7 protein-coding genes and 1 pseudogene are annotated in these 12,086 nt (G+C 73.5%); 5 read left to right on the top strand and 3 right to left on the bottom strand.

Translation table 11 applies throughout. The features are described from left to right. Positions 1-12 precede the first annotated feature (12 nt). From ABIB53_RS01730 to ABIB53_RS01715, 4 genes and pseudogenes are all read left to right on the top strand, one after another. A pseudogene (locus ABIB53_RS01730) lies at positions 13-369 on the top strand (nitrilase-related carbon-nitrogen hydrolase); the annotation flags it as partial. After that, positions 357-875, top strand: coding sequence for a nitrilase-related carbon-nitrogen hydrolase (locus ABIB53_RS01725; protein WP_354586883.1), 519 nt, complete (start codon positions 357-359; stop codon positions 873-875). The pseudogene ABIB53_RS01730 and the gene ABIB53_RS01725, both read left to right, overlap by 13 nt. Further along, positions 872-2,560 (top strand): amidohydrolase, encoded by a 1,689-nt coding sequence (locus ABIB53_RS01720; protein ID WP_354586882.1) that lies wholly within the window; start codon positions 872-874, stop codon positions 2,558-2,560. Before ABIB53_RS01725 ends, ABIB53_RS01720 begins: the two co-directional genes overlap by 4 nt. After that, a complete protein-coding gene (locus ABIB53_RS01715; protein WP_354586881.1) occupies positions 2,557-3,933 on the top strand; it encodes an APC family permease in 1,377 nt (458 codons plus the stop codon). Before ABIB53_RS01720 ends, ABIB53_RS01715 begins: the two co-directional genes overlap by 4 nt. Positions 3,934-4,334: 401 nt before the next feature. Here the strand turns inward: ABIB53_RS01715 and ABIB53_RS01710 are convergent, their stop codons facing one another. Together ABIB53_RS01710 and ABIB53_RS01705 are read right to left on the bottom strand one after the other, a co-directional pair. After that, positions 4,335-5,411 carry a threonine aldolase family protein gene (locus tag ABIB53_RS01710; protein ID WP_354586880.1) on the bottom strand — a complete coding sequence of 359 codons (1,077 nt, stop codon included), beginning with the start codon at positions 5,409-5,411 and terminating at the stop codon, positions 4,335-4,337. After that, positions 5,408-7,573, bottom strand: coding sequence for a DUF6421 family protein (locus tag ABIB53_RS01705; RefSeq protein WP_354586879.1), 2,166 nt, complete (start codon positions 7,571-7,573; stop codon positions 5,408-5,410). The genes ABIB53_RS01710 and ABIB53_RS01705 overlap by 4 nt, the downstream gene beginning before the upstream one ends. A gap of 171 nt (positions 7,574-7,744) precedes the next feature. Here ABIB53_RS01705 and ABIB53_RS01700 point away from each other — a divergent pair, with 171 nt between their 5' ends. Then, on the top strand, positions 7,745-11,089 hold the full coding sequence (locus tag ABIB53_RS01700; protein ID WP_354586877.1) for a DEAD/DEAH box helicase: 3,345 nt from the start codon (positions 7,745-7,747) through the stop codon (positions 11,087-11,089). On the opposite strand, the gene ABIB53_RS01695 is transcribed toward ABIB53_RS01700, so the two are convergent. Beyond that, a complete protein-coding gene (locus ABIB53_RS01695) occupies positions 11,064-11,957 on the bottom strand; it encodes an SDR family oxidoreductase (protein WP_354586876.1) in 894 nt (297 codons plus the stop codon). The genes ABIB53_RS01700 and ABIB53_RS01695 overlap by 26 nt on opposite strands. Positions 11,958-12,086 lie beyond the last annotated feature (129 nt).

Genomic DNA, 12,086 nt, shown 5'->3' with positions numbered 1-12,086 from the left:
CGCGGTGGCGCGATGAGCGAGAGCCCCGTCGCCGGTCGAGGTGCGAGGGCCCGCCAGGGCCTGAGCCCCGAGACCACCGTGCCGCCCCCCGAGACCCTGCGGGTCGCGGTCTGGCAGTGCCACCCCGAGCCCCGCGACCCGGCGGCGAACCTCGCCCGCCTGCGCGCCGCGGCGACGTCAGCCGCGGAGCAGGGCGCGCGGGTGGTCGTCGCCCCCGAGGCCATGCTCACCGGGTACGACGTGGGGGTCCTCGAGCCGGAGGACGTCGACGGCGCCGTCGACGCAGTCGCCGAGGTCGCTCGCTCGACCGGGGTCGCGGTCGTCGCGGGCGTCCTGCGCGTCGACCCCGGGGGGACGTGGCGCAACAGCGGGGTCGTCGCCTCCGCCGACGGGGTCGTCGTCCACGACAAGGCGCACCTCTTCGGCGGTCTCGACGCGACCCGGGTCGAGGCCGGCGACCACCCCTTCGCCCTGGGTCGGTCGACGGGGTGCCGGTCGCGACGATGGTCTGCTACGACGTGGAGTTCCCCGAGGCGGTGCGAGCGGCGGCGCTCGCCGGGGCACGCGCCGTGCTCGTGCCGACGGCCAACATGGAGCCCTACGTCGCGGTCAACGACGTCGTGGTGCGCTCACGGGCGATCGAGAACGCGACGCCCGTCGTCTACGCCAACCACTGCGGGAGCGAAGGCGAGACCCGCTACGTCGGGGCGAGCGTCGTCGTCGGGCCGGACGGCGCCGTCCTCGCCCGCGGAGGCCCCGACGGCGAGGAGCTCCTCGTCGTCGACCTGCCGCTGCGGGCCGCGAACCCGCCGGACGGGGCGACCTACCTCGCCGACCGCAGGCCCGAGATCTACGACGCCGGAGGCGAGCGATGAGCCAGACCACCCTCTTCACCGGACGCATCTGGTCGGCGTGCACCGGCGACCTCGACGCCCTGCTCGTCGACGACGGGCGGGTCGTCGCGACGGGGGACCGGGCGCGCGAGCGCGCGAGCGAGATCGGGGCCGTCGAGCACGAGGTCCCGACCCTGCTGCTGCCCGCCTTCGGCGACGGCCACGCCCACCCGCTCTTCGGCGGGCTCGAGTCCGAGGGGCCCGCGATCCGGGAGTGCACGAGCGTCGAGGAGATCGTCGCCGAGGTCGCGCGGTACGCCGCGGCCCACCCCGACCTCGACGTCATCCGCGGCGCGTCCTACGACGCGAGCCTCGTCGACGGGGGGCTCTTCGACGCGCGCTGGCTCGACGAGGCCGCCCCCGGCCGGCCGGTCGTCCTGCGGGCCTGGGACTACCACACGGTCTGGGTGAGCACGGCGACCCTCGAGCGCTGCGGCATCACCGCGCAGACCCCCGACCCGCCGCTCGGCGAGATCGCGCGACGGCCCGACGGCTTGCCGCTGGGCACCCTGCGCGAGTGGGGCGCCGTCGACCTCGTCACCGACGTGCTCGGCGAGTGGGACGTCGAGACGATGGTCCGCTCGGTGGAGCGGGCCGGTCGCGCCTACGCGGCCCTCGGCGTCACCTGGGTGCAGGACGCATGGGTCACCCCGGCCGAGCTGCCGGCCTGGCTGCGCGCCGCCCGTGAGGACCGGCTGCCCGTGCGCTTCGACCTCGCGCTGCACGCCGACCCGCGGCGCTGGCCCGACCAGCTCGAGGAGATCCTCGCGATGCGCGAGCAGGTGCGGGCGCTGGGCCACCCGCACCTGCGGGCCGAGTCGGTGAAGTTCTTCGCCGACGGGGTCGTCGAGAACGCCACGGCCGCGCTGCTCGAGCCCTACGCCACGTTGCTCGACGGCAGCCGCCCGGAGGAGCACGCCGCGTGCGGGTGCCCGGTCGACGGGATGATGGTCTGGCCGCCCGAGCAGCTCGCCGAGGCCGTCACCGCGGTGGACGCGCACGGGCTGCAGCCGCACATCCACGCGATCGGCGACCGGGCCGTGCGGGCCGCGCTCGACGCGGTCGGAGCCGCCGAGGCCGCCAACGGTCCGCGTGACCGACGTGCCGTCGTCGCCCATGTGCAGCTCGTCGACCCGGCCGACCGTGCTCGCTTCGCCGAGCTCGGCGTCATCGCCAACGCCGAGCCGCTGTGGGCCCAGCTCGACGACCTCATGACGGTGCTCACCGTGCCGCGGCTCGGTCAGCCGCGGGTCGACGAGCAGTACTGCCTGGCCGACCTGCACGCACTCGGTGCGCCGCTGAGCTTCGGGTCGGACTGGCCGGTGAGCTCCGCGGACCCGCTCGAGGGGATGGCGGTCGCGTGCTCGCGGCAGACGCAGGACCGCGTGCCGGAGGGCGGGTGGGTGCCCGAGCAGCGCCTGCCGGTCGAGGCGGCGCTCATCGCCTACACCCTCGGCAGCGCCCACCAGGCGCGCCGCGACGCGGGCTGTCTCGACCCCGGGTGCGTCGACGGCGGGCCGGTCGCCGATCTCGTCGAGCTCACCGCCGACCCGCGAGACCTCCCTTCGCCGCGTGACATCGACGGCATCCGGGTCCGACGGACCTGGCTGGCCGGCCGAGCCGTCCATCCCTCCCCAGCCACCGACGAGGCAGGAGCCCCGAGATGAGCACGACCCCTCGACCCACGCCCGCGAGCCGGCAGGACGTCACCCTGCGCCGTGCCCTCGGGCTGCCCTCGCTCGTCCTCTTCGGGCTGGCCTACCTCGTGCCGCTCACCGTCTTCACGACGTACGGCATCGTCACGCAGGAGACCGGAGGGCGGGTCGCGCTCGCGTACTGCGTGACCACCTTCGCGATGATCTTCACCGCCTTCAGCTACGCGCGGATGGTGCGCGCCTTCCCCGTGGCGGGGTCGGCGTACACGTACTCGCAGCGCACCTTCGGCAGCCACGCGGGCTTCCTCACCGGGTGGTCGCTCATGCTCGACTACCTCTTCCTGCCGATGATCAACTACCTCGTCATCGGCATCTACATGGAGGCGCAGTTCCCCGCCGTCCCGCTGTGGGTGTGGGTGGTGCTCGCGATCGCGCTCGTCACCGTGCTCAACGTCGTCGGCATCACGAGCATCGCGCGGGCAAGCTCGATCATCATCGCCGTGCAGGCCGTCTTCATCGTCGTCTTCGTCGCTCTCGCGCTGCGGGCCGCCGGTGGTGTCGAGACGGTCGTCAACCCCTTCGTCGGCGACGGCTCGGTCGAGGGGATCGGGCCGGTCCTCGCGGGGGCGGCGATCCTGTGCCTGAGCTTCCTCGGCTTCGACGCGGTGTCGACGATGGCGGAGGAGGCGCGCGACCCGCGGCGGGACATCCCCCGGGCGATCCTGCTCGTCACCGTCGCCGGCGGCGTGATGTTCGTGCTGCTGTCGTCGGTGGCGCAGCTCGCCGCGCCCGCGACGACCTTCGCCGACCCGGACTCGGCGACGCTCGACGTCATGGCGGCGGTCAGCGGGTCGTGGCTGGGCACCTTCTTCACCGCCGCGTACGTGGCGGGCTGCATCGGCAGCGCGCTCACCTCGCAGGCCTCGGTCACCCGGATCATGTACGTCATGGGCCGCGACGGGGTGCTGCCCCGCCCGCTCGCGCTGCTGTCGCGACGGTGGCGCACCCCGGTCGTCGCGATCGTGCTCGTCTCGGTGATCTCGCTGCTCGCGACGATCATCAGCCTCGACCTGCTCGCGTCGGTCGTGAGCTTCGGCGCGCTCGCGGCCTTCTCGACCGTCAACCTCGCGGTGGTCAAGCACTACGTCGTCGACGAGGGCCGGCGTGCCGGGGCCGATCTCGTGCGCTACCTCGTCATGCCGCTCGTCGGCTTCGCGATGTCGGTGTGGCTGTGGACCTCGCTCAGCGGTCAGTCGCTGCGGCTGGGCCTGATCTGGCTCGCCGTCGGCATCGCCTACCTCGCCTGGCTCACCCGCGGTTTCCGCCGCCCGCCCCCGGAGATGGACTTCGCCGAGGCCGACGTCGAGACCGGGATGGCGCGGTGACGCAGGCCCGGTGACGGGGATGGGGACGGTTGGTGGTTGAGGTGCGAAGGCCCGCCAGGGCCTGAGCCTCGAAACCGCGCGGGGTGGTGGTCTCGGCCCCCCTTCGCCGAGGTATGGCGATGCGCCCGGATCCCGGGGGATCGACGGGCGCATCTCCATACCTCGGCGGGTCAGGGGCGGGCGAGCCTCGAGCAACGAAGGGGGTCCGGTGGTCTCGAGGCTCGCTGGCGCTCGCACCTCGACCAGCGAAAGGCGCTGGCGCTCGCACCTCGACCAGCGAAAGGCGCTGGCGCTCGCACCTCGACTAGCCAGGGGTCGTGGTCTCGGCCTCCCTTCGCCGAGGTATGGCGATGCGCCCGGATCCCGGGGGATCGACGGGCGCATCTCCATACCTCGCGGGGTCAGGGGCGGGCGAGCTCCTCACGGAGGGCGGCGACGAAGGCGTCGACGTCGGCCTCGGTCGTGTCCCAGCTGCACATCCAGCGGTACTGGTCGCGCGACTCGTCCCAGGGGTAGAAGCGGAAGCGGGCTGCGAGGCGGTCCGCCACCGCGGGGTCGAGCATCGGGAAGACGGCGTTGGCCTCGGCGGGGGTCGCCAGGCGCACCCCGTCGACGTCACGCACGGCCTCCTGGAGGCGGGCGGCCATGGCGTTCGCGTGACCGGCACCGCGCAGCCACAGGTCGCCCTCGTACAGCGCGAGCAGCTGCGCGGAGACGAAGCGCATCTTGCTCGCGAGCTGCATCGACTGCTTGCGCAGGTACGGCATGCCACGGACCTTGTCGGGCGAGAGGACGACGACGGCCTCGGCGGCGAGCGCCCCGGCCTTCGTCCCGCCCAGGCTCAGCAGGTCGACACCGGTGTCGGCGACGAGCTCGCGCAGCGAGACGCCGAGGGCCGCGGCGGCGTTGGAGATCCGCGAGCCGTCGAGGTGCAGGACGAGACCGCGTTCGTGCACGTGGTCGGCGAGGGCGCGGATCTCGTCGGGGGTGTAGACCGTGCCGATCTCGGTGGAGTTCGTGATCGAGACGACCCGCACCTGCGGCCAGTGCTCGTCACCGACGCGCGCGGGCACGGTGTCGACCAGCTCGGGCGTCAGCTTGCCGTCGCCGGTGGGCACGGCGTGCAGCTTGATCCCGCCCATCCGCTCGGGGGCGGCGCACTCGTCGACGTGGATGTGCGCGTTGCTCGTGCAGATCACCGACTCCCAGCGGTCGGTCGCCGCCTGGAGCGCGACGACGTTGGCGCCGGTGCCGTTGAAGACCGGGAAGGTCTCGACCTGCTCGCCGAGGTGCCCGCGCATGACCTCGCGCAGCCGCTCGGTGTAGACGTCCTCGCCGTAGGCCACCTGGTGGCCGCCGTTGACGGTCGCGAGGGCCTGGAGCACCTCGGGGTGGATGCCGGCGTAGTTGTCGCTGGCGAAGCCGCGGACCGTGTCGTCGTGCAGGGCGCTGAGCTGCGAAGGGGTCGTCGTCGTCACGCGGCAATCCTCGCACCGGTCGCGGACGTGCCGGTCACGCCCCTGCTCGCCTCGATGACGGGCGCGAGCTTCTTGCGCAGCGCCTCGTAGAAGACGTTGAGCGGGAACTCGTCGGGCTGCACGAGGTCGGTCAGGCCCTTCGGCGGGCCGTCGAGCGGCAGCGCGGCCGGGTCGCTCATCCCCTTCGCCCAGGTCGACCCCGGGTGCGGCGCGACGTAGCCGGCGACGAGCTCGTAGGCCGCGCGCCAGTGGCCGACCCGGCTGCGGTCGATGCCGGAGCGGTAGAGCTCCTCGACGGCGTCGGACAGCGCGACGACCGCCTCGGGCACCGCGGCCCAGTCGAAGGACAGCGTGTTGTCGGTCCAGCGCAGGACGCCGCGCTTGTGCAGCCAGGCGAAGAGCAGCTGGCCGCCGAGACCGTCGTAGTTGCGCACCCGGTCACCGGTGATCGGGAAGCGGAAGAGGCGGTCGAAGAGGATCGCCAGCTGCACCGGCCGGGCGTACGGGTGGCCCTGCTCGTCCATCTGCACCGCGACGCGGAAGGTGTTGAGGTCGCAGCGCAGCTCCTCGAGCGCGTACATCCAGAAGGGCATCCGCTGCTTGATCATGAAGGGGTCGAAGGGGAGGTCGCCGTGGCTGTGCGTGCGGTCGTGCACGAGGTCCCACATGGCGAAGGTCGACTGCGCGAGCGACTGGCTCGCGACGAGCTGCTCGCCCTCCGGCGGCAGCTGCAGCCCGAGGGTCTGCGCGGCGGCGGACGTCACGGCGCGGAAGCGTGCGGCCTCGCGGTCGCAGAAGATCGCACCCCACGTGAAGGTCGGCACCTCGCGCACGGCGACCGTCTCGGGGAAGAGGACCGCGGAGTTCGTGTCGTAGCCGGGGGTGAAGTCGGTGAAGGTCACAGGCAGGAAGGCGGGGTTGGGCTGCTGCGCCTCGACGTCGGCGAGCCACTGCGGCCACACGACGTCGAGCAGCACGGCCTCGAAGACCCGGTCGAGGTTGCCGTTCTGCGTGTACATCGGGAAGAGCACGAGGTGCTCGGTGCCGTCGACCCGGTGCTGCTCGGGGTGGAAGAGCACGAGGCTGTCGAGGAAGTCGGGCACGACGAAGCCCTCCTCGACCCAGCGGGCGAGGTCGGTGTCGAGCGCGGCAAGGTACTCGGCGTCGTGCGGGAAGCGCGGCGCGATCGCGGCGACGTCGGCCCGGATCGAGGCGACGAGCTCGCCCGCGCGAGCCAGGTCGGTCTCGTCGTGGGTCTCGCGGTCGATGCTGCCGTCCTTGCCCTGCAGCAGGCGCAGCTCCTCGACCGCCGCCTTCAGGCTCGCCCACTCGGCGGTGTCGACGGTGCGCTCGGCCGCGGCGTCCTGCGGCGCGTCCTCGCCGAGGTGGGCCGAGCGGGGGACTGCCGCCCAGGTGACGAGGTTGGTCCACAGCCGGCGGTGGTCGAGGTCGGCGATCGAGTCGTCGCCGACGAGGTCGGAGTCGGCGAGCACGACGACGCGGCCGGCCCCGTGCTCGACGGTGACGGCCAGCGGGGCCTGCGCGGGGTGGGCGCTGGCGCTCGAGCTGGCGATGACGTGGGCGGACGGGGCGGCCGAGACGTCGACCGCGCCGGAGCGGTAGAAGCACACCTCGCCGACACCGGCGAGCACACCCTGCCCGCCGTTGTGCCCGACCGCCAGCTCGGGCAGGACCCACGTCGCGTTGCCGAGGTGGCGCCGGCCCGAGGTCGCGCTCTCGTGGACGAGGGTCGAGGTGATCGAGAGCCCGAAGGGGGAGAGCACGTCGTCGAGGTTGTTGCCGTGCGCGCGGTGGTCGCACTCCGCGAGCACGACGAGACCGCCGCCGGTGCGCACGTGCTCGGCGATCGCGGCGATCTCGGCGGGGGAGTAGACCGGGGGCAGGTCGCCGGCGACCCGCTCGGAGGCGGCGTCGGCCGGGTGGGCGACGACGAGGACGTCGACACCCTCGAGCGCAGCGCCGACGAGCTCGCCGGTGCGGTGCTCGCGCACGCTCAGACCGCGCTCGGCGAGGGCGTCGACGGCCAGCGCCAGCGAGGCGTCCGCGGGGTTGGCCGGGTTCATCCGGGCGGCCCGGGCGCGGTCGATGGACCAGGCGCTCGAGTGGGCCTGGTCGAAGAGGACGGTGGCGAAGTCGCGCATGGGAGCACCCCTGTCGGTCTCGGGTGGGCGCCGGCAGGTCCGGCAGGAAGATCTAACTGTCTCAGCGTCTCAAACGCACAGATCTTCTTGCAAGCCGGGCATCGCACCGGACGTAGCGCCGTTGTGGATCGGCGACGGGGGGTGTCGGACGAAGTCGGTAGCGTCCTGCACATGGACGGGACGGCGACGAGCGGGACGAGGTGGGTGACCGACCTGCGCGACGGCGATCTCGTCGGGCTCTTCGACCGGGGCACCCTCGAGCGGGCCGCGCCGTACGCCCACGACGGGGCGATCCTCGGCGTCAGCGCGGCGAGCGGGGCCTCGCTCGTGCTCGCGGAGGTCCAGGGCAGCCGGGCCCGTCCCTACCAGGTGCTCATCACCCGGCACAGCGAGGTCGGCGAGACGCCGGTGGAGCTGTCCTGCCGCTGCAGCTGCCCGGTCCAGCACGCATGCAAGCACGCCGCCGCCGTGCTCCTCTACCTGCGCGAGGTCCACTCCCGCGCCGCCGGGCCGACGGGCCCACCGGACTGGCGGCGTCTGCTCGAGAGCATCGCGGCGGTGGACCTCGAGCGCGCGGACCAGCGCGCCGCCACGCGCGAGCTGCCCGGTCTCGTCGTGCTCGTCGACGTCGTGCGGCAGCCGGCCCGATGGGGTCAGGAGGCCACCGCCCGGGTCGAGCTGCGCAGCTCGCGCATGGGTCGCACCGGACGGCCCGTGCGCAACCTCGGGTGGGACACCCTCGCCCGGGGCCGCGGCGGCTACTACGGGCGCGACCCGTCGCCCATGGTGCGCCCCGAGCACGCCGAGCTCGCCCTCGAGCTCCTCGCCCTGGACCAGCGCGAGTCGCACTACGCGTACCGCGACCGTGCGGTCGTCGACCTCGCGGGTCTCGGCCCGGCGGGCTGGCAGTGGGTCTCCCGGGCGCTCGACGCGGGTGTCGACGTCCTCCCGGGCGGGGCGAAGGGGGTGCGCCTGGACCCGGAGGCGGTCGACGTCGTCGTCGCCCTCACCGGTGCGGAGCGCGGCGGTCTGCGGATGTCGGTGCACCTCGACGGGTTCCCCGATGTCGCGCTGGACGCGGTGACCCTCGTCGGCTCTCCGCCGCACACGCTCGTCGTCGAGACACCGCAAGAGACGCAGGTGCGCCCGCTCGGCACCTCGGCCGAGCTCGTAAGCCTGCTCGGCATGCCCGCTGCGACGGTCCACCCGGGTGAGGTCGCAGATCTCGTGCGGCGCTACCTGCCGGTCCTGCGCCGGCACGCCCGGGTCACCTCGCCCGACGACGCGCTCGACGTCGACCTGATCCCGTGGACCCGGCTCGTGGCGCGCGTCGCCTCGTCCGGTCCTGGGGTCGTCACGCTCGAGTGGGGGACCGAGGAGGTCCTGCCCGACGGCGCCCTGCCCGGATCGGACGAGGAGGCGGCCTCCCCCTTCGTCCCGCTGCCGCCCCCGCCGCACCGCACCGAGGTGCGCGAGCTCATCGGCCGGGTCGCCGTGCTCACCGAGCTGCCGGACGTCCGGGCCCGCGGGATCCGGGGGCCGGCGACATGGTTGCCGCCGCGCTCGCGGTACACCGGCGCCGACGCCGTGACCCTCACCGAGCAGGTCCTGCCCCGGCTCGGGGAGGACGAGCTCGTCCGGGTCGAGCGGATCACCGAGATCCCGGAGCACCGCGAGGCCGAGGGCGGACCGCTCGTGCACGTGAGCGTCGACGGGGCCGAGGGGACCGACTGGTTCGACCTCCACGTCGAGGTCCGCATCGACGACGAGCTCGTGCCGGTGGGCGAGCTGCTCGACGCGCTGAGCCGTGGTGAGCCGCTCATGCTCCTGCCGAGCGGGACGTGGTTCCGGCTCGACCGCCCCGAGCTGGAGCGGCTGCGCGAGCTGCTCGCGGAGGCGCAGGAGATGCGCGACCCGAGCAGCGGGCAGGTCCGGCTCAGCCGCTTCGACGTCGGCTACTTCGACGAGCTCGTCGAGCTCGGGGTCGTCGACCGGCAGAGCGCGCAGTGGGCCCGCCAGGTGGAGACGCTGCGCAGCGTGCAGATCGACCCGGCCCCCGCGCCGCCGGACCAGCTCGCCGCGACCCTGCGCCCCTACCAGCAGGACGGCTACCAGTGGCTCAGCGCGCTGTGGGACGCCGGGCTGGGTGGGATCCTCGCCGACGACATGGGGCTGGGCAAGACGATGCAGGTCCTCGCGACCATCGGCCGCGCCCAGGAGCGGGGCGAGCTCGACGACCCCGTGCTCGTCATCGCCCCGACCTCGGTGCTCGGCACCTGGGTGGGTGAGGCGCAGCGCTTCGCGCCCGGGCTCCGCGTGCTCGCCCGCCCCCGGACCAGCGCGAAGTCCGCGGAGGCGCTGGCCGACGCGGCGGCTCAGGCCGATGTCGTCGTCACCTCCTACGCCGTGGCGCGGATCGACTCCGAGCGCTTCGCGGGCGTGCGGTGGTCGGCGCTCGTCCTCGACGAGGCGCACTCGGTGAAGAACCACCAGTCCAAGACCTACCGCGCGATCCGCGCGCTGCCCCGCCGGGTGACCTTCGCGGTCACCGGCACACCCGTCGAGAACTCCCTCATGGACCTCTGGGCTCTCCTCTCGCTCGCGGCGCCGGGCCTCTACCCACGGCCGGACCGCTTCGCCGCGCAGTGGCGGCGGCCGATCGAGCGCGGCGACCACGAGAGACTGGCGACGCTGCGCCGGCGGGTGCGCCCGCTCATGCTCCGGCGCACGAAGGACGAGGTCGCGCTCGACCTGCCGCCGAAGACGGTGCAGGTCCTGCCCGTCGTCCTCGCACCTGCCCACCGGCGCACGTACGACCGGCAGCTCCAGCGCGAGCGGCAGCGCATGCTCGGCCTCCTCGAGGACCCGGAGGCCAACCGGGTCGCGATCCTCGCCTCGCTCACCCGGCTGCGTCAGCTCGCGCTCGACCCGCGGCTCGTCGCGGACGACACCGAGAGCTCCGAGCCGCCCGGTGCCGACTCGGCGAAGATCGAGGTGCTCGTGGAGCACCTGCTCGAGATCGGCCAGGAGGGCCACCGGGCGCTCGTCTTCAGCCAGTTCACCTCGTTCCTCGCCCTCGTCGGCGACCGGCTGCGCCGCGAGGGCATCGGCTACGGCTACCTCGACGGCGCGACCGCGGACCGGCAACGGGTCGTCGAGGACTTCCGGCGCGGTGACGACCCGGTCTTCCTCATCAGCCTCAAGGCCGGCGGGGTCGGTCTCACCCTCACCGAGGCCGACTACGTCTTCGTGCTCGACCCGTGGTGGAACCCCGCGGCCGAGTCGCAGGCGATCGACCGGGCGCACCGCATCGGGCAGGAGCGGCCGGTCGTCGTCTACCGGATGGTCTCGGCCGACACCATCGAGGACAAGGTCGTCGCGCTCCAGGACCGCAAGCGCGACCTCGTCGCCCGGGTCGTCGACGACGACCCGCTCACCGCGGGGGTCAGCGCCGACGACCTCGTCGCGCTGCTCGACCCGCCCGATCAGGTCACGGGGTCGGCTGGCCGCCGTTGACGTTGAGGGTCTCGCCGACGACGAAGCTCGACTCGGCCGAGGCGAGGAAAACGTACGCCGGGGCGAGCTCGACCGGCTGACCGGCCCGCCCGAGCGGGGTGTCCTGGCCGAACTCGGGCAGAGCCTCCTTGGGCTGGCCGTCGACGACCTGCAGGGGCGTCCAGACCGGGCCCGGGGCGACCGCGTTGACGCGGATCCCCTTCGGCGCCAGCTGCTGCGACAACCCCTTCGCGAAGGTGTTCATGCCCGCCTTGGTCATCGCGTAGTCCACGAGGTGCGCGCTCGGCTGGTAGGCCTGGATCGAGCTCGACATGATGATCGAGCTGCCCGGCTGCAGGTGGGGGACCGCGGCCCGGCAGATCCACACCATCGCGTAGAGGTTGGTCTTCAGCGTGCCGTCGAGCTGCTCGTCGGTGAGCTCGGTGATGTCCTCGCAGGCGACCTGCTTGCCGGCGTTGACGACGAGGACGTCGAGACCGCCGAGGCCCTCGACGGCCTTCGCGACGAGGTCGTCGCAGTAGGCGCGGTCCCGGACGTCGCCGGGGATGCGCACGAGGGTGCCGCCCTCCTCCTCGACGACGCGGGCGACGCGGTCGGCGTCCTCCTCCTCGTCGGGCAGGTAGGCCAGGGCGACGTCGGCGCCCTCACGGGCGAAGGCGACGGCGACCGCCGCGCCGATGCCGGAGTCGGCTCCGGTGACGAGGGCCTTGCGCCCCTGCAAACGACCGGTGCCGCGATAGCTGCTCAGGCCGATGTCGGCGCCGGGCTCGAGACCGACGTCGGAGCCGGGGAAGTCCTGGTCCTGCTCCGGCGGCGAGATCGTCGGGTGGCGCTCGACGGGGTTGTCCAGGTCCAGCTGGTCGGACATGACGTCTCTCCTGGGATGTCGGGGGTGGGGACGTCTCCACGGTCGCACCCGCGGGAGCGCCTCGACGGGGGAGCCGCCCCCTCCCTTCGGGTGCACGCCGCAGACCCCCGCGGCGGTTGTAGCGTGACG

Origin of the sequence: Janibacter sp. UYMM211, assembly GCF_040547045.1 — a bacterium.
Classification (GTDB): domain Bacteria; phylum Actinomycetota; class Actinomycetes; order Actinomycetales; family Dermatophilaceae; genus Marihabitans; species Marihabitans melonis.
This window is presented reverse-complemented; position numbering and strand designations above follow the sequence as displayed.

Excerpts from the sequence above, each read along its gene's own strand:
- ABIB53_RS01705 (WP_354586879.1), bottom strand. The coding sequence starts at position 7,573 with ATGCGCGACTTCGCCACCGTCCTCTTCGACCAGGCCCACTCGAGCGCC.
- ABIB53_RS01720 (WP_354586882.1), top strand. The coding sequence starts at position 872 with ATGAGCCAGACCACCCTCTTCACCGGACGCATCTGGTCGGCGTGCACC.
- ABIB53_RS01715 (WP_354586881.1), top strand. The coding sequence starts at position 2,557 with ATGAGCACGACCCCTCGACCCACGCCCGCGAGCCGGCAGGACGTCACC.
- ABIB53_RS01700 (WP_354586877.1), top strand. The coding sequence starts at position 7,745 with ATGGACGGGACGGCGACGAGCGGGACGAGGTGGGTGACCGACCTGCGC.
- ABIB53_RS01695 (WP_354586876.1), bottom strand. The coding sequence starts at position 11,957 with ATGTCCGACCAGCTGGACCTGGACAACCCCGTCGAGCGCCACCCGACG.